The organism is Burkholderia sp. BCC1644, from assembly GCF_902833225.1.
Classification (GTDB): domain Bacteria; phylum Pseudomonadota; class Gammaproteobacteria; order Burkholderiales; family Burkholderiaceae; genus Burkholderia.
The window spans coordinates 1-16859 of record NZ_CADFEI010000029.1 but is presented as its reverse complement, the minus strand read 5'-3'; the positions used below and the strand labels follow the sequence as shown (position 1 = coordinate 16859).

Genomic DNA, 16859 nt, shown 5'->3' with positions numbered 1-16859 from the left:
GAGACTGCACGATGGGCGCGGACGGTGCGACGATCGCATCACGCGGCCTGGCTCGGCGCACGCAACAGGCCGCCGATTTCCTGCCGGAGAATCTGGTTTTCCTGCCGGACGAGCAGATGCCGGACCTGGCCGCGAAACGCCTTGAACCCGGGGTCGGCCATCAATACGGCACGGCGCCGCGCGCGATCGTCCAGCGAATCGAACGCCCACAGATAGACGAGTTGGTTCAGCGGCCCGACTTCCGTCGCGAAACAGCCGACCATCGTGCCGAGCGCCTGCTCCTGCGCGGCGCGTCCGCATTCCGCATACAGTCGCAGATATTCGGCGACGCCGCCGGGCACCAGCGTATAGGTGCGTTGCTCAACAAACATGCGCTTCCTCCGGTTGCCGCGGCGCGAACGCCTGAAAGGCCGCGGTCACGCGGGCCATGCCCACCGCATCCGTCTGCGCCGCCACGTAGCGATCGGGGCGCACCACCACGAGCGGGCCGGCATGCCGGTCGAACCAGTCCGCCAGCGCGTTGTCGACGTCCTCGACGCACGTGCTGCCGTGGGCGCTGGCCATTCGCCGTTCGCGGCCCGTCCCGCTGCGCGAGCGGCTGACCTGAACGAACGTCGCGCCCAGCGACACCCAGTACGCGCGATCGTCGTCGCTCAGGCACGCCTGCGGATCGCATTGCCAGCCGACGATCGAGAACCACGGGCCAAGCACGTCATCGAGCTTGCGGCGCACGCCGTCGGCCGTTTCGACGTCGGGCTGCGCGATCATCCTGCCGGCTGCGTCGTCCGGCGCCCCCGGCAACACGACGCCCCGCGTGTAGCTCGGCATCGGCTTGAAGCGCATCTGCAGGATGTAGTCCTTCAGGCCCGGCGCATACCGTGCGAGCCCGAGGAAACAATCGCGCAGGAACGCGACGAGCCGGTTGGTCGGCATCAGCATCGCGCCGAACGTGTCCGCGAGGTCGATCATCGCCCTCGCGTGATCGCGCCGCTCCGATTCGTACGTCGAGATCACGCCGGGGTGCAGCACGCCTTTGACGACGCCCGCCAGCTTCCACGCGAGATTGCCCACGTCGCGCAAGCCTGCGTTCAGGCCCTGGCCGATCCACGGCGGGCTCAGATGCGCGGCGTCGCCGACGAGCGCCACGCGGCCGACGACGAAACGTTCGGCGACGCGCGAATGGTGCGTATAGGTCCGGGCGCGCACGATCTCGATGCGCTCGACGTCGTCGACGTACGGCGCGATCAGCGCACGGATCGATTCCGGTCGCGCGATCGCCTCTTCGTCCTCGTGCGGAAACACGAGAAACTCCCAGCGCCGGAAATTGAACGGCAAGTAAATGCAGACGTTCGGGCGGCGCGGGTCGCAGTTCAGCGCCGTGCACGGCTGCTCGAGCCCGGCGTTCTTCACGTCGACCACGACCCATTTGATCGGATGCGTCGTGCCCGCCAGCTTGACACTCAGCAGCTCGCGCATCGGGCTGCGCCCGCCGTCGGCCGCCACCACGTAGTCGGCCTCGAGCAAGTAGCACTGCCCGTCGGCGCGGCGCACCTGCAACGTGACGCGTTCGTCGTCCTGTTCGACGCCGACCACTTCTTCGCTGGTCCGCAGCGACACGTGCGGATAACGGGCCAGCCCGTCGCGCAGCGTGCGCTCGGCCAGTTGCTGCATGAAGATGTTGCGCCGCCACCAGCCGAATTCGCGCATCGACGGGCGGATGTCGGCGAAGCATTCGCCGTTCGCCTTGTACATGCGCAGCGGCACGTTCTGGATGATGTCGCGGCTCAGTTCGTCGGCCAGCCCGGCAGTCTGGAACATCCGCAATGCTTCGTCGTCGATGCCGACCGCGCGCGGAAACTCGACGATCTGCGGCGCCTTCTCGATGATCGTCGTCGCGACGCCATAGAGGCCGAGCAGGTTCGCCATCGCCACACCGTTCGGCCCCGCGCCGACGATCGCGACTGATGTACGTTCCGGATTGTTCGCTTTCATGCGTCAGCCTCCCCTCCGCCACGCCGGATCGTCGAGACGATCGAGCCAGGTGCGCAATGCGTGGTTGAACGCGGCGGGCTGATCGTCATGCACGTAGTGCGTCGCGCCCGGAATATCGAGCCAGTCGATGCCGGCGCTGGCCGCCATTTCGGCCGCCACTTCCGCGGCCAGGAAATCCGATTCGCCGCCGCGCAACAGCAGCGTCGGCACCTGCAGGTTGAGGACCAGCGGCCACAGATGGACGAGTTGCTCCGGCGTCGCGGCCAGCCGCGCCGCCGCGATCCCGTCGGCGTCGTGCCGCCACACGATCCGCCCCTGCGCCGCCTCTTTCAGCGAGTGCGCGAGGCGTGAATCGAGCGCGGATTCCGCGATATTCGGCCGCTGGTGTCGCCAGAACGCGCGCGCGTCGTCCCACGACGCGAACGCGTCCGGCGTTTCCTTCAGCTCGCGCTTGATGCGCTCCGAACCCCGCGAACCGGCCGACGCGCCGGGGCCCATGTCCTCGATCACGAGGCCAGCGAGCCGTTCCGGTTGCGCCGCCGCGTAGACGAACGCATTGGCGCCGCCCATCGAGTGCCCGACCAGCACGAATCGCTGCAGGCCGAGCGTGCGCACCAGCGCGTCGAGATCGCGCACGTAGGCCGCCGCGTAATAGTCGCGCCGCGGATCCCAGTCGCTCCAGCCGCGCCCGCGCTGGTCGAGCGCGACGACCCGGTAGCGGTCGACCAGCGCGTCGGCCACGGGCTCCCACGTCCGCGCATAACTGCGCAAGCCGTGCAGCATCACCACGACCGGTGCATCGTCGCGCCCCCAGCTCACGTAGTGCAGCCGCAGCCCGTCGCTGTCGACCCATCCATCCTTGACGGACGCCGTATTCATCATGTGCTCCCCGGCCCGCATCCGCGCTCAGACCAGACCGTCGCGGCCGACGATCTCGCTCGCCTTCAGGCCGCCGAGCCGCGCATGCAGGCGGCCGCGCGTCGCGAACGCGAAGATCACCAGCACTTCGTCGTCGTTGGGCGCATCGGGGAACAGGCACGTCACCGTGTCGTAGTGCGAGCGCACGTAGAGCGCGTCCTTGTGCGCGAGCGGCACGTCGATCACCGTGTTGACCGGGCCGCGCTTGCCGCTCGACGGCACCCACGACTTGCCGCCACCCAGCGCCGCACGGATCGGCTCCGCGAAGATCGACGTGAGGAACGCGTTGCCGTGTTCGTACTCGCCGGCCGAGCCGACCAGGCACGCCTTGCCGTAGCTCTCGATCGCGCGGCCCGCAGCGAGTTCCTCGATGCGCCGCGCGAACTCCTTGCCGAGCGCCGGCGACGGCCGCACGAGTTCGTCGAGGTTTTCGCTGAACCGCCCCGCGTACGGGTTATGAACGGCCGCGGCGATCACGATCTTGCGCAACGGCTCGCCGTCCGCGAGCTGGCCGGATTCGTTCGCGAGCGAATCCTCGATCTGCGTGTACCACTTGCGGATATGAAAGCCTTCGAAATTGGCGATCTTGCTCATCAGGAATCCTCTATGAAGTATCGGTTGTACGGGAATGAAACACGGCGCCTCAGTCGAACAGCGGCTCGAGCTGCACGGGATCGCTGGGCGCGTTGTACCGGTGCAGCACGCGCTTGCCCTCTTCGTCGTCCGTGACGGTTTCGCAGAAGAATTCGAGGCGGTTACCGTCCGGGTCCGGGAAATACACGCCGATCCCGACCTTGTGATCGGTGATCTTGACGATCGGCACGTCGCGGCGGATCAGCATGCCGTACAGGCGGCGCAATTCGGTCAGGCCGCCGGCGATCTCGAGGCCGTAGTGCTGCAGGCCGATCGTGCCGAGCTCCGCGTCGGACGCCGCGCGAATCAGCGCGATGTCATGGTGCTTCTGGCCGAAGGACATGAACACCCACTGCTCGCCGCGCGCGGTTTCCGTCATGCCGAGCACCTCGGCGTACCAGGTGCTCGAGCGCACGGGGTCGCGCACGAACAGCGACAGGTGGGTGCGCTGGACGCGCGGCGTCGGCAGCGGCAGCCCGCTCGCGTTCGCGCGCTCCGCGTGTTGCTGGATGTCGGACGGGGTCATCGCTCGCTCCGCTCAGTTGGTCGACTGCGCATGGGCGACGAGCGGCGCTTCGAACGGCGTCCACGCGACGGCCGTGATCTCGCTGAAATCGCGCCATTCCTTGCTCCAGTTCCGGCCGCCGTCGCGCGAACAGAACAGGTGCCCGTACTTGGTGCCCGCATAGACGAGCTCCGGCCGGGCCGCATGGACGCCAAATGCCCAGAACGTGGAATTCGGCGGCGTCTGCAGGTCCGTCTCGTGCCACGCGTAACCGCGATCGGTCGAGCGGTAGATGCGGCTGCGGGTGCCCGGCGTGCCGTCGCCGATCGCCATCAGCAGGTCGCCCTCCGGCGTCGGCAACTGCACGACCGTACGTGTGTAGTACAGCCCGTCGAAGCGATCGCGCGACAGCTTGCCGTCCCACGTCCGGCCGTCGTCGTCGCTCACGTGCACCGCGTTCACCGTCAGCAGCACCGTGGTCTTCGGCTGGTCCGGCGTGGCGGACAGCACGGCGATCGCATGAATGTCGCTGTTGCGGATCGGCGTGCCGGGGCCGTCCACGCGCGTCCAGCTCGCACCGGCATCGCGGCTGCGCCACGCGCCGCCCTCCTCCACGCCGTACCAGACGTTGCGGCTGTCGTCCGGATCCACGCAGATCGTCAGCAGCCGCGGCCGATTGACGCCCGAGCAGAACTCGGGGAATTCGGGCGCCGTTCTCTCCCAGGTCACGCCCGCGTCGCTCGACTTGTACAGCGCGGCGCGCGACGGTGCACCGGTGCCCGCATAGAGCACCGCCGGGTTCGCCGGATCGATCGCGATGGACCAGACCGTCTGCCCGTTCAGCAGGTTCTCGGGCCTAAACCAGTGCGCGCCGCCGTCCTCGCTGATGGACAGCCCCGAATCGGCGCCGGCATAGACGCGCGACGGTGTCGCGGGGTCCACCGCAAGCGCGCGCACGATGCCGTCGAACTCGATCGGTTCGGCGAGCCCGAGACGATGCCAGGTCTTGCCGTCGTCGTTCGAGCGCAGGATGCCTTGCCCGGCCGTGGCGACCAGTACGGTTGCGGTCATGAAATGCTCCTTGTGTCAGAGAAAAATGCCGCGCGTGAGCCCGCCGTCGCAGCCGATCGACTCGCCGGTGATCGAGCCGGACTTCGGCGACGCGAGAAACGCGACGATCCACCCCATTTCCTCGGGCTGCAGCACGCGCCGGATCGGCGTGACCTTCACGTAGTTGGCCTCGACCTCCGCGGCCGTGAGCCCCTGCTTCTGCGCCTCTTTCTCGTAGAGTTCGTGGATGTGCGGCGTCTCGACGACGCCCGGGTGAATCGTGTTGACCGTGATGCCGAACGGGCCGAGCTGGTCGGACAGCGTCTTGGTCAGGTGCACGATCGCCACGTTGCGCATGCCGGACAGCTGCTTGCTGCCGCGGCCCGTCAGGCCGCCGATATTGACGATCCGGCCGAAGCCGTGGCGCCGCATGTAGGGCGCGGCCGCCTTCGCGCAACGCAGGTAGCCGACCACCTTGATATCGATGTCCTGCAGCAGCCCCTGCGGGTCGGCGTGTTCTAGCTCCGCCCGCACGAGGCCGCCCGGATGCGCGGCGCCGTTCAGCAGGATGTCGAGCCGGCCGAAGCGCTCGACGCTCGCGGCCATCGCCGCTTCGACGGGCGCCATGTCGGTCGTGTCCACCGTGACGGGCAGAATGGCCCCGGCCGCGTTGCCCAGCGGCGCGAGCGCCGCGCGAATCTCGGCGGCGGCCGCTTCGAGGTGTTCCATGCGTCGCGCGGCAATCGTGACGTTGACGCCTTCGCGGGCCAGCTCGAGCGCGACCGCCTTGCCGATGCCCATGCTGCCGCCGGTGATGAACGCGGCTTTTCCGTGGAGTTGCAGATCCATAGCGATGAAAGGTGAGAGTCGGGATTGAAGGGAACAGCGGGTTGCGCGATCAGGACAGGCACATTTCGATGAGCCTCGGCCCGTCGGCGTGGGCGAGCGCGGCATCGAGCGCTTGCGACAACGCTTGCACGGTGCTCGCGCGCTCGGCTGGCACGCCGTAGCCGCGCGACAGCGCGAGCCAGTCGATCGGCGGATCGTCCAGCAGCGTCAGGCGGCTGGCATGCGGCGTGTCGGCCGGCAGGCCGCTGCGCGCGAGTTCGGTCTGCAGGATGCCGTAGCGCCGGTTCGATGCGATCAGCATGACGATCGGCAAACGCTCGCGCGCCATCGTCCACAGCGCCTGGATCGTGTACTGCGCGCTGCCGTCGGACTGCAGCGCGAATACGCGGCGTTCCGGGCACGCGACCGCGGCGCCGAGCGCCACCGGCAAGCCCTGGCCGATCGCGCCGCCCGTATTCGTGAGGATCGTGTGACGGCGCGCGCGCGCCGACGCGGTCACGAACGGATAACCGCACGTGCCGCCCTCGATCGACACGATCGCGTCGTCGGGCAATGCATTCGCCAGCACGCGGCCGACGGCCTGCGGTGTCAACGGCCCTTCCTCCACATCCCAACGCTCGACCCGCACGCCGCCTGCGTTGCCCGGCGCGCCGATACGATCGGCCAGCGCTTCCAGTGCTTCGTCCGCCGCGTCGCCCGGTTCGGCCAGTGTGACGATGTCCTCGGGACGCGCGAGTTCGCCCGGAATGCCTTCGTAGCCGAAGTAGGTGACGGGTGCGAGCGCGCCCGCCAGCACCACGCGCCGGTCGGCCAGCGCGGCCAGCGCCGGCTCGGGGAAATAAGGCAGGCGGTCGATGTCCGGCAGGCCGCCGCCGCGCTCCGCGTGCGCCGGGAAGGTTTCGCTGAAGCAGGTCGCGCCGGTCGCCGCCGCGATGCGCGCCGCCGCGCGCTGCCCGCGCGCCGACAGCGCGCGGCCGCCCATCAACAGCACCGCGCGATGGACACTGAGCAGCAGATCGGCGACCCGCTCGACCCGTGCGCGATCGAACGACACCGCGGCCGGGCGAACGACGGCGGGCGACGCCGCGTCGTGCACCTTCGCCGACTGCAGATCGACCGGCAGCACGAGCGTCGCGACGCCGCGCTGCGCGCCCATCGCGGCAGAGATCGCGTCGGCCGTATCGGTTGCGAGATCCATGTCGCGCGCCACGCTGCGGTACCACACCGACACCGGGCGCGCGAGTGACTCGATATCGGACGTGAGCGGCGCGTCGTACTTCAGGTGGTCGCGGGTGTGATCGCCGACGATGTTCAGGATCGGCGTGCGGGCGCGACGCGCGTTGTGCAGGTTGGCGACGCCGTTCGCGTGGCCGGGCCCGAGATGCAGCAGCGTCATCGCCGGTTTGCCGGCCATGCGGCCGTAGCCGTCCGCCGCGCCCGTGCAGACGCCCTCGAACAGCCCGAGGATCGAGCGCACGCCCGCCACGGTGTCGAGCGCGCCGACGAACGGCATCTCGGTGGTGCCGGGATTGGCGAAACAGACGTCGACGCCGGCGTCGCGCGCCGTCTCGAGCACGACGCTCGCGCCGCTTCGTGTTCCGGTATCGGTGTCCAACTGTGGGATGTTCATGCGGCCGCTCGACGGTTTTAATGAAGTGAAGTTGACTTTAATCCCGTCATACGGGATTTGTCAAATCCATCAAACCGCAACCCCCATCCCAGATAGACTAACGTTTACCCTTTATTTATGCCGAATTTTCAATCATCTCCTGCCCACAACAACTTCCAACTTGCATTCAGCATGATGCACATATCCCACAATTCGGAATCTTTTAGCAATTCCGCTCCGACGCTCATCGCGCAACAGCTCGCTGCCGCAACCCCGGCACCCGTAGATCAAAATAAAGTTTTCACCGTTTGCGAAGGTAAATTGCCACGTCACGGGGCGGCATTGTCCGCAAGTGGGGAAACTTTGGAAGAATCATGGGGTCACTTGCCGCGCACTAGAGTCGTCACCAGGCGCGACATCGCGAAGGCCTATGTCAACGCCCCAATAGCGCCGTATCGGGCAACCAGCCATTTCGACAACGACGAACACGGAGAAGGCTTGGTGACTCGAGTGCTGCTCGCGCCTGGCTAACCAGAGGCGTGGCCCACTCCACTGGCACTTCTCCCAAGCGGTCTCGACGAATTGTTTCTAGACTGGTAGACCGCGCCGTGGAAGATGAGCCCGCTAGGATATGTCTGAGCGATCCTTGCAGTGGGCGATGCGCTCATCGAACGTATGTGGCGCAACACAGCGCTGTTCGCGAGCCACGATTCAAACCTGCAGCAAGAGGCCTGCGGCGCTTAGTTCCTGATTACCAAGAACCTCAGGGATTCGGGCGTGACAGGAGAATTTGGACAACGCCAAGTCACTCCAAGCGACGCATCTTACGAGGGATGCACGTCCAACTTCCGCGCTCGTTCCGCCTTTCGCCCGCTCCATTCCCCACGGACATCGATGAGCGGAGGTTGTCGCTGCAGCTGGCCCTGTAACGCTACCAGTCACTTCTGGTCCGCCTTGTTTCCGCGTGGGGTTCGCCATCAAGGCTTGGGCTCGAATCCTTCTCGAAGCCAACCGTATCACTTCAGTTTTCACGAAGCTTTCGTACAAAATTAACTAATTTTTCCGATCGTCCAGACCCTCGAAACTGTCAATTCTTCAACTACGCGGAATGATTCCGCAAAGGAACGACAGAATGAGAACCCGCCCCCGCGACAGCGCCCAGACGGCCGTACGCATCGTTGCGCTGGTGCTAATTGCGGACGGACACATCGATCCCAGCGATGAACGGCTTCTAGAGGAGCTCGAGATCAATTGCAGACTCGGGATCGAGTCGACCGAATTTGCACAAATTATCCAGACCGTATGTGAGAACCGGGAGGTCGGCCATGTTTCGTCGAGCACGATGTCCGGCCATCTCAATCAAGCTACGCTCGAGACGCTGCTCGCGGAAATCCACGATCCCGATCTGCGGGTGAGGATCATCGAGATGTGCCTAGCCGTCGCGTCAGCGGACGGACACCTCGCTGACGGTGAAATCAGTGTGCTAGCGATCATTTTGACTGCGTGGACGCCGCAAACACTGAACTTCGCGCTGGAAGAACGCAGCTTCGCGTAGACACGAACTCGTTAAACCGGGCCAGAGCCGACCGATGGGGCCAACAACATCGTGCCAGCTACACTAACGCGCGAAACCTGTCCCGACGTCAAACGGTCCCGTCGGGGTCGGAATCGCCCTGCGCTCGCCCGGCCCAGCGAGCGACAACATCATCGGCGGCGTTCTGACCTCGCGGACGGCGAGTTCAATGTATCCATTATGTGACACAGCCCGCAAAAATTATGATTGCAATGAAGCGCATTTTGATCGTGAAAGTGACGTCGCCAGTCGTCGCGGACCTCCATCGTGCTTTTCCGGGCGTGACGGTCGATTGGGCAGTGGGCGAGTCGTGCGCGGAGGTCGTGCGCTGGCACCTGGGCGTGAGCCACGTGCTCTGCGCGCCGCTGCGCCGTTTCAAGAAGCTGCGCAATCGCGGCAACCTGAAGGCGATCTCGGCGTCGATAGGCGCACGGCGGAGGCACCGCTACGATGCGGTGATCGACCTGCACGGCGCCTACACGAGCGCGATCATTTCGGCTCTGGCGCGCGCCACGCGCCGCATCTGCTATCAGACGAAGGATCTCGGCGAAACGGGCGCACGCTTCGCGTATTCGCACCGGTTCGGCCCACGGCCTGACTGCGACGCGTGGCACGGGATGCGCGTGAGCGCGGGCGAGGCGCTCGGCTACGCGCCCGAGGGCGTCGCCACGTACTGCATCTTCTCGCCGCAGGACGTGGACCTGCTGGCGACCGTGACCGACGGCTCTGCGACACCGCGGCCGGCCGGTTGGGCGAATCCACCGATGTGATGCAAGTTGATGCCAGTGCAATAACCCGCTCGATAGACCCCGATGGATCCGTATCGCGCGCATAGAAACTGGACGCACGGGCACATGTATGGCGTTCGAGCACACGGCAATGCCAAGCGCGGGCTACCTGAAGGCCTACGAGTCGGTCAGCCATGCCCGGCGCTCCATCGGTGATTACATCGAGTTGTACCATCGGAAACGGCCCCATTCGAGCCTGGCGGATCAGACGCCGGATGAGGCATACTTCGCGATGCTGCCTGCGATTAAGTCGGCAGCATGACTGCCTCGGACGTTCCACTTAAAAATCTCAGAAACCTATCCGAACGAGTGAGGTCACCATCTGGATGATGGCATCGGGCTGATAGGTTCACAGGCAGCTTTCAACGTATTGATTGCAGACAGTGTCTCCCGCCAGATACAGCGTCTTTTCTGCGGGATGCTTGAAGACAACAGCACTCGCCTGACCCAGCAGATCGCCAATAGCGTGAATCGCTTCGTCCGACCCGTGCTGACCGGGTGTCTTAATGGGCGTGAGTCCGCTGAACGACGTGTTGTCCGTGAGCACGCGGACATCCGTGAATCCCGAAGCCTTCACGATGTCGGCATCTTGATCATGCTGCACAAATACCGGAAGACCCTTTTTGGGATCAGGGACTTGGCCGCATCATTCCAGCGATCGAGATGAGTATGAGTAACGATCACGGCGTCAACATCGAAAATGCGGTCGAGGGGCACGGGCAACTCGACAGTCGGCCATTTCAGATGGCTATTTGCCGTGCCTTCGAATCCAGGGTGAGTGGCCTTTGCCGCGAGGGGTAATCGTCCTTTTCGTGCATGTATGGACCCGGCGCCTCCCTTCGGGGGACACTGACGCACTCACCCAGACGTGCGGAAGTTCATCATGGAAATCGACGTTCTCGGCATCGATCTTGCAAAGCAGACCTTCCAGCTCCACGGCGCGGATTGTTGAGGCCGTGTCGTGCATCGATCGAAGGTCTCACGGAGCTTCTTCTCCGAAACCGCGCGCACATTGAACTCCAAAATGGTTGTCATGGAAGCATGCACGACTGCCCATCACTGGGCGAGGTGTTTGCAGTCGATCGGACCGAAGTTCGGCAAATCAGTCCGCAATATGCTGTACCGTTCGTCAAGACAAATAAGAACGATCGCAACGATGCAGAGGCGGTAGTCGAAGCTGCCAGCCGACCCACGATGCGCTTCATGCCGGAAATCGGTCGAGCAACAGGCCATCCAGGCGGTACACTGCATGCACGCTTTTCTACCGCGCCACCGAATCGCGCTGATCAACCCGATACGTGGCCTGCTCGGCGAGCGCCCCGTTCGAACTATCCGCTTAGAGGATCAAAAATGAACCAAGCGCTGGCTGAGGTCCTGCTACTAGCGTCCATGGTCGTGAACGCGACGCTCTTGATTTTCATTGCTGGCGTGCTTCGGCATGTCATGAACGACATGGACGCAGCGACCTTCAAAGACTTCGTAGGATCCCTGGTACGACACTCAACCAAATCGCCGTTCATGATCATTGCCCTGAACGTCCCGCTGATCGGCGCTATTCCCTATTACTACTTTTATGGATTTGGAAATCGCTGGATCAGCGCAGGACTCGCGCTATGGCTGGCAGGTGGACTCATATCAAAACTCGTCAAGCTCCCGATTTACAAAAGCATAAGGGCAGCCGAACGTGACGATGAAGTTCACTTACGAGAGCAACGCCGAAGATTGAATACCGGAAACCTGCTGCAAGCAGCATTGAATTCACTAGCTGCAGCTATGATGATCGTTTCATGGTTCAAATGAGCGGCGGACTTCTGTAATTTGAAACACTGGAGGTGGTGTTTCCGTCTCCTGGATCAAATTCGGGATCCTGTACGCCGGACGTTGCTGCGCATCCCATCGAGATGGTGGCCTCGCTCGTTCGGACAGGTTTCTGAGATTTTTAAGTGGAACATCCGCGGCAGTCATGCTGCCGATTTAATCGCAGGCAGCGTCGCGAAGTATGCTTCATCCGGCGTTTGATCAGCCAGGCTTGAATGGGGCCGTTTCCGGTTGTACAGGTCAATGTAATCGCCGATGGAATGCCGGGCATGGGTGACCGACTCGTATGCCTTCAGATGGACCTCCTCGTACTTGATGCTGCGCCAGACTCGCTCGACGAACACGTTGTCGCGCCAGCTTCCCTTGCCGTCCATCGACAGCCGCACGCCCCGGCTCAGCATCGCCTCGGTGAACGCGCCCGCCGTGAACTGGCTACCCTGATCGGTGTTCACGATGTCCGGCAGTCCGTAGCGGGCGAACGCTTCTTCCAGCAACTCGGCGGCGCGCGTGGCTTGGCAGTGGATAGCGACTGCCGTTTGCGCTAGCGATGCCACGCGTGTCAATGCCCGGCACCTGCCGCCGCCCACACGTCGGGACCGGGTTCGCATTCAACTGGTAAGTCGCAGCTTTACTAATGTTGCGGCCGATGATGCGCACGTAGTATGGATGACGCATCTCAATGATGTCGTCATTTCCGATCAGCGACATCGAGCCATACTGCCCGAGCGACAGACCGGCAAACAGCTGACGGAAATACTCGAGGTTGATCGCAATGAGCGCGATTCAGGCAAACGAGCCGTCTGGGTTTGAAACTCTTCGCGTGAGCGCGATGCTGAGCGATCCGCCACGCAGTGCAACGCAAACGGGTTGCTGATATAGAGTCCTACGCTTGGGTTGTCACGATGCACGGTGAAGTACTTGCGATCCGAGAAATTGTCTTGACGCGGCACGTCGTTGGCAGAATCCAGAATGATGTTGCCGCCCGCATCAAGCACAAGCATTGAGCCAAGGTATTCAGTTGTCATCGCGTGGCCCCCAAACCTTGCCGAGATGGAATTTCAGGCGGCCGTCAAACCGATCACCGATTACGCTATATACATGCTCGACCACCAAGGAACCATCGCGATGTGGAACGCCGGAGCCTAGCAAATCAACGGCTATCGTGCAGACGAGACCTCCATTTTTTCATGTTTGTACCCAGCCAAAGCAATATCAGTGACTCGACCGATGAGAAGCCTTGAGGCGAAGGCCAGCACCACTGATGGAGGTGAGGGCTGGCACAGAATGGCTCACGCAGCCAGGCGATCGGCTTAAGGAGCTGGCCGCTTCCTAACACCGGAATTCTCAGGCGGCAGCAGGTCGGCAACCGGACGAGCGTCAGCCCACTTCTGAACTTCATGTGTGAGCCATCCTACCCTCCGGCCTGATAGTAATCGTGGCTTAGGGAAGGCATTCTCGCGTACGAGTTTCTGTACAGTCGCCGGTGATAGCGAGAGCGCCGCGGCTACTTCCTTCAAAGAGAAACAGATCTTCATCTCGACTTCACCTTTCATCTGTTCCCGTCGACTCCTTTTCCGCAGAGAGGCATTGCGAACATGAACAACCGGGGAGTCAATGAAATTTCGAGAGCACTTCGTACTTGCGATCGAACACGTACATTCGAATTTAGTAGGAATTTGCCGAACGGGGCAAGCGCACTACTAGGAACAACATTCCGTTTGGCGGTGCACCGATCGGAAGACGGATTTCCTCGAAGTTCCAAAGCAATCCTTTCCCAAAAGAAGTTGAATCAAAAATCCTTACCGAGCTGTCCTCTGCGGTCGATCTTTCTTATTTGAAGCTCAATGAAGTTCGATCAAGCAGCACCGGCGATTTGCTTCTTCGCAGGATACGTCGCCGCGATCGCTTCGAGACGATGTGATAGCTGCGTGAGCCATTCGCGCCGTTCCTTGTCATAGGTATGACGGTTATAGATGCCGATAATTCCAGGCTGTACATGCCCGAGGACGACCTCGGCGATATCATTTGGGCATCCCAGCGTCGCAAGCAACGTCCGCGTTGTGCGTCGAAGGTCATGAGCTGACCAATGCGTGACGGGTAAACGCAGCCGCTCATGCTTCGGCGCGATCTTGCAATATGGCTGATGATAGTAGACGCCGTGCTGGACCACGGTTTGGTCCATCGATGATCCGCGCGACGATTCAAACAGAAAGGCTCCCTTGGCCTGATCGAGACGTCGTCGCACAACGACCTCAGCACGCCCAATGAGCGGCACGCGTAGATCTGTCGCTCTCTCGTTATGCAATCCCTTGGTCTTTTCCTTCGGAATGGTCCACCAGAAACCGTCGTCTTCCTCTGTTATCTCGGTACGCTCCATAGCGACAATTTCGCCGCCCCGCGTACCGGTCCAAAGATAGAGCGTCAACGCATCAGCGACAGTCAAACTGAAGTTCGGCATCCATCGGATCAATGTGCCGAGTTCGTCCGGCGAGAGCACCCGCTTCTGTGTCCCCGTGTATTTCCCCTCGACCTTGCGCCCTTTGCTCTTCAATCGCCCCCGCAGCACTTCCCGCCACCAGTTCGGCGTATTTTCGGGAAGGCGCCCGGCATCAAGCGCGTAGTGCCAGGCACAGCCAAGCTCCATACGAAGGCGCGCCGCAAGCATAGGCGTTGACCGATACGAGTCGAGTAAGTCGAATGCCTGGGCGCGTGTGATAGCCGCTGCGCTCACATCTGCAATAGGCCCCAACATCGCCTTGAATATACGTGCGACCTCAACCGCTCCCTTGGTCTTCCGATTTACTTCTACATACCCTTCGAGATAGTCGCGACACACCTGTCCGACTGAGTAGTCGGCCGGTGACGGGCGAGCAATCGCTTTATCTCGCTTTCGGCGAAGCGCTGAAAGCTCAGTGCCAGAATCGCGTTCGACACGACTCTTTTCCCACGCTGCGATTGCGGCGGCAAACGCCATCGCCGGCCATTCGCCGAGCTTTACCTGTCGCATGTGGCCGTCGACCGGCGACTTGTAACGATACGTCCACGACTTGCGGCTCGTCGACGCCTGGAGGCGTAACCCCGGAAACCCCTCAAAGGTCAGGTGCTCGCCACTCGGCAGCTTGGCCGCGACACGTGCATCGAACCGCATTCTTCCCTCGGCGTAGGTTTTCTCGAGAGAAGCATACTCGGCGTAGGTTTTCTGCGCTACATCACATAAACCTACGCCGATGCGACAAGTTTAGGCACGCGTAGGCAAGCGCCGATGCGCTAACCGAGGCACCACGCGACGCGGAATAGTCATTAAAATTCAATGACTTATGGATGCAGGCGGATCAGTTCGGACGAGCGGGGACAAGTCCGAAATTTCCGCTATTCGTTTTCTTCGAAGTAATGATGTGCACCAAGGTAGCAGACTACAACCATCGCTCGCAGAGACCCACCAGGTAACCCCCGCAGTTGCAGAGTTTTCCACACGCGGGGAGCAGGTCAATGTAACCCTGATAATTCTTATTGTTAAGGTTACGTATTCCCTCTTCTCTCTGCGGGGAAACGCTCCCAAATTACGGCGCGAACAGAAACCGTACGTTTTCCGTACTCGTGCCAAGCAATTCTGACAGACGGGCGCCCCATCGCCGCCATGCGTCGCGCATCTGCACATCATAGTCGAACTGCAGATAAATCCGATCAAGCGGATCGTTGCGCGCGTGGTTCAGGCATCGATGCACGATGCTTTCCGGGATACCGAGCGACTGCATCATGGTCCCGCACGTCCGGCGCAGGTCATGACATTTCCATTGGCCTCCCGGGACAGTGAGCGCATCGGTTGCCCTTGTACGGCCTTCTGTCGGTGCATCCTTTGGGCGTTGCCGGTCACGGATCGCCCCGCAGGCCGTATGAATACTGACGTGGGGCAGCTTGCCCTTTTCCGACGGAAACACGTATTCGCAGCGTGCATCGCCTTCGGGTATGCCGGCGCGCACGATCTGCTGCGCTGCAAACTGTGCGAGAACGAAATCGGACAGTTGAATCGTGATCGCCGCGCTCGACTTCGTCTGTTCCTTTGGAATCGTCCATGTCCGTGCTTTGAAGTCAAGGTCGGTCCAACGCGTCAGGAGCGTTTCGCCGACGCGTGTTCCACACGCGAGCATCACCCATACCGCCGACACAATAGAACGTGGAAGCCGCGCGGCCGGAATCAGTTCACCGAGTAACCGGATTTCGTCGTCCGTGAGCGTCCGGTTGCGCTCATTGCCGCGCACCGGGTCGTAATCACCTGAAACGACATCCTCTTTCGCAAGCGCGAGCACATCACAATCGATAAGCAAGCGCTTCCACGGCTGGTTACGTTCACCCCATCGAATCATTTGCTTGATCGTTATCAACATCTCGACCGCTTGGCGGTTGTGTCCCACATCGGAAATCGCGGTAAGCAGCGGCAGAACGTTCGACGCAAACACGCCTGCGATCCTGTGTGCACGGAGAGACGGCAGCACATGTTTTTCCATCGCCCCTCGAAGCGACTTTCCGCCATCCTTTCGGCCTTTCTTGCCACGCTTCTTGTTGATGGTCGCGAACCACGCATCGAATAAGTCGCCGAACGTGAGGTCCGCCATCGCCGCTTTTTCAACCTTGGCCTGGCGTTCACGCTTCTTCACTTCGAGATAGTCCACACCGTCACGCGCTTGTGAACGAATCGTCGCCGCTGCGACGCGTGCATCCTCGAGGGACAACTGCGCGTCCGTCGTCGAGCGTGCCCACGCCTTGCCGAGCGGCTTGTCGAACTGCCTGCCATTGATGCTGACGCGAACAAACCAGGTCTTCCCGCCGGCCGGACCGACGCGCAGGAACAGTCCACGCCCATCCGACAGGAAATACCGCTTTCCAGTCGCCCTCGCAGCTTCGATTTGCCTGACCGTCAGTGCACCCATGATCACCCTCCTTTGCTTGCGTCATCAGGTCGGCTCGCGCATCCTAAGCAGAGCCTACCCCACGCCACGAACACTGATATGACTTCGCGTGTCAATGGGGATCGGTTTTCAGCTTCTCAAGTACATGTCATACGAATTTCCTGAGGGCGACGTAGCAGTAAAACTCGACGGTGGATCACACTGATATTCGCGGGTT

At 62.3% G+C, this 16859-nt stretch carries 14 protein-coding genes and 5 pseudogenes; 5 read left to right on the top strand and 14 right to left on the bottom strand.

Features of this window, described 5'->3' with window-relative positions:
* Positions 1–38 precede the first annotated feature (38 nt).
* The 8 genes from HWX87_RS35310 to HWX87_RS35275 are packed head-to-tail and all read right to left on the bottom strand — an operon-like array spanning position 39 to position 7577.
* Positions 39–371, bottom strand: a complete 333-nt coding sequence (locus tag HWX87_RS35310) for an NIPSNAP family protein (RefSeq protein ID WP_175912107.1) — start codon at positions 369–371, stop codon at positions 39–41.
* Complete coding sequence (locus HWX87_RS35305) at positions 361–1992, bottom strand: bifunctional 3-(3-hydroxy-phenyl)propionate/3-hydroxycinnamic acid hydroxylase (protein WP_176051479.1); 1632 nt, start codon at positions 1990–1992, stop codon at positions 361–363. Before HWX87_RS35305 ends, HWX87_RS35310 begins: the two co-directional genes overlap by 11 nt.
* Before the next feature lie 3 nt (positions 1993–1995).
* On the bottom strand, positions 1996–2871 hold the full coding sequence (locus HWX87_RS35300; RefSeq protein WP_175912105.1) for an alpha/beta hydrolase: 876 nt from the start codon (positions 2869–2871) through the stop codon (positions 1996–1998).
* A 27-nt stretch (positions 2872–2898) separates the two neighbouring features.
* Positions 2899–3504, bottom strand: a complete 606-nt coding sequence (locus tag HWX87_RS35295; RefSeq protein WP_176051478.1) for an amino acid synthesis family protein — start codon at positions 3502–3504, stop codon at positions 2899–2901.
* A gap of 49 nt (positions 3505–3553) precedes the next feature.
* A complete protein-coding gene (locus HWX87_RS35290) occupies positions 3554–4069 on the bottom strand; it encodes a VOC family protein (RefSeq protein ID WP_176051477.1) in 516 nt (171 codons plus the stop codon).
* Positions 4070–4081: 12 nt separating this feature from the next.
* The gene (locus tag HWX87_RS35285) at positions 4082–5119 is read right to left on the bottom strand and encodes a sialidase family protein (RefSeq protein ID WP_176051476.1); all 1038 of its coding nucleotides are present in this window, start codon (positions 5117–5119) and stop codon (positions 4082–4084) included.
* 15 nt (positions 5120–5134) lie between these two features.
* The gene (locus tag HWX87_RS35280) at positions 5135–5947 is read right to left on the bottom strand and encodes an SDR family oxidoreductase (RefSeq protein WP_176051475.1); all 813 of its coding nucleotides are present in this window, start codon (positions 5945–5947) and stop codon (positions 5135–5137) included.
* A gap of 49 nt (positions 5948–5996) precedes the next feature.
* A complete protein-coding gene (locus HWX87_RS35275; RefSeq protein ID WP_175912096.1) occupies positions 5997–7577 on the bottom strand; it encodes an acetolactate synthase large subunit in 1581 nt (526 codons plus the stop codon).
* A gap of 1111 nt (positions 7578–8688) precedes the next feature.
* On the opposite strand from HWX87_RS35275, the gene HWX87_RS35270 reads away from it, so the two are divergent.
* The 3 genes and pseudogenes from HWX87_RS35270 to HWX87_RS35260 all read left to right on the top strand — a co-directional run.
* On the top strand, positions 8689–9111 hold the full coding sequence (locus tag HWX87_RS35270; RefSeq protein ID WP_175912094.1) for a TerB family tellurite resistance protein: 423 nt from the start codon (positions 8689–8691) through the stop codon (positions 9109–9111).
* 230 nt (positions 9112–9341) lie between these two features.
* Positions 9342–9851, top strand: a pseudogene (locus tag HWX87_RS35265) (lipopolysaccharide heptosyltransferase I); the annotation flags it as partial.
* Between the two features lie 172 nt (positions 9852–10023).
* A pseudogene (locus HWX87_RS35260) lies at positions 10024–10179 on the top strand (integrase core domain-containing protein); the annotation flags it as partial.
* A gap of 87 nt (positions 10180–10266) precedes the next feature.
* Here the strand turns inward: HWX87_RS35260 and HWX87_RS35255 are convergent.
* Positions 10267–10464, bottom strand: coding sequence for a hypothetical protein (locus HWX87_RS35255; RefSeq protein WP_176051474.1), 198 nt, complete (start codon positions 10462–10464; stop codon positions 10267–10269).
* A 336-nt stretch (positions 10465–10800) separates the two neighbouring features.
* Here HWX87_RS35255 and HWX87_RS38165 point away from each other — a divergent pair.
* Positions 10801–11241 (top strand): annotated as a pseudogene (locus HWX87_RS38165) (transposase); the annotation flags it as partial.
* A 26-nt stretch (positions 11242–11267) separates the two neighbouring features.
* Positions 11268–11717: a hypothetical protein gene (locus HWX87_RS35250; protein WP_176051473.1), complete on the top strand. Its 450-nt coding sequence runs from the start codon at positions 11268–11270 to the stop codon at positions 11715–11717.
* Between the two features lie 161 nt (positions 11718–11878).
* Here HWX87_RS35250 and HWX87_RS35245 read toward each other — a convergent pair.
* From HWX87_RS35245 to HWX87_RS35225, 5 genes and pseudogenes are all read right to left on the bottom strand, one after another.
* Positions 11879–12232: pseudogene (locus HWX87_RS35245) on the bottom strand (integrase core domain-containing protein); the annotation flags it as partial.
* A gap of 115 nt (positions 12233–12347) precedes the next feature.
* A pseudogene (locus HWX87_RS35240) lies at positions 12348–12766 on the bottom strand (diguanylate cyclase); the annotation flags it as partial.
* A 279-nt stretch (positions 12767–13045) separates the two neighbouring features.
* A complete protein-coding gene (locus tag HWX87_RS35235) occupies positions 13046–13270 on the bottom strand; it encodes an AlpA family phage regulatory protein (RefSeq protein WP_176051494.1) in 225 nt (74 codons plus the stop codon).
* A 320-nt stretch (positions 13271–13590) separates the two neighbouring features.
* Positions 13591–14883, bottom strand: coding sequence for a tyrosine-type recombinase/integrase (locus HWX87_RS35230; protein WP_175912082.1), 1293 nt, complete (start codon positions 14881–14883; stop codon positions 13591–13593).
* Between the two features lie 412 nt (positions 14884–15295).
* Positions 15296–16663 carry a site-specific integrase gene (locus tag HWX87_RS35225; protein ID WP_175916924.1) on the bottom strand — a complete coding sequence of 456 codons (1368 nt, stop codon included), beginning with the start codon at positions 16661–16663 and terminating at the stop codon, positions 15296–15298.
* Positions 16664–16859: the final 196 nt, after the last annotated feature.

Coding starts and splice junctions, on each gene's coding strand:
- HWX87_RS35300 (WP_175912105.1), bottom strand. CDS start 2,871: ATGAATACGGCGTCCGTCAAGGATGGATGGGTCGACAGCGACGGGCTG.
- HWX87_RS35225 (WP_175916924.1), bottom strand. CDS start 16,663: ATGGGTGCACTGACGGTCAGGCAAATCGAAGCTGCGAGGGCGACTGGA.
- HWX87_RS35250 (WP_176051473.1), top strand. CDS start 11,268: ATGAACCAAGCGCTGGCTGAGGTCCTGCTACTAGCGTCCATGGTCGTG.
- HWX87_RS35310 (WP_175912107.1), bottom strand. CDS start 371: ATGTTTGTTGAGCAACGCACCTATACGCTGGTGCCCGGCGGCGTCGCC.
- HWX87_RS35290 (WP_176051477.1), bottom strand. CDS start 4,069: ATGACCCCGTCCGACATCCAGCAACACGCGGAGCGCGCGAACGCGAGC.
- HWX87_RS35275 (WP_175912096.1), bottom strand. CDS start 7,577: ATGAACATCCCACAGTTGGACACCGATACCGGAACACGAAGCGGCGCG.
- HWX87_RS35305 (WP_176051479.1), bottom strand. CDS start 1,992: ATGAAAGCGAACAATCCGGAACGTACATCAGTCGCGATCGTCGGCGCG.
- HWX87_RS35295 (WP_176051478.1), bottom strand. CDS start 3,504: ATGAGCAAGATCGCCAATTTCGAAGGCTTTCATATCCGCAAGTGGTAC.
- HWX87_RS35235 (WP_176051494.1), bottom strand. CDS start 13,270: ATGAAGATCTGTTTCTCTTTGAAGGAAGTAGCCGCGGCGCTCTCGCTA.
- HWX87_RS35230 (WP_175912082.1), bottom strand. CDS start 14,883: ATGCGGTTCGATGCACGTGTCGCGGCCAAGCTGCCGAGTGGCGAGCAC.
- HWX87_RS35280 (WP_176051475.1), bottom strand. CDS start 5,947: ATGGATCTGCAACTCCACGGAAAAGCCGCGTTCATCACCGGCGGCAGC.
- HWX87_RS35285 (WP_176051476.1), bottom strand. CDS start 5,119: ATGACCGCAACCGTACTGGTCGCCACGGCCGGGCAAGGCATCCTGCGC.
- HWX87_RS35270 (WP_175912094.1), top strand. CDS start 8,689: ATGAGAACCCGCCCCCGCGACAGCGCCCAGACGGCCGTACGCATCGTT.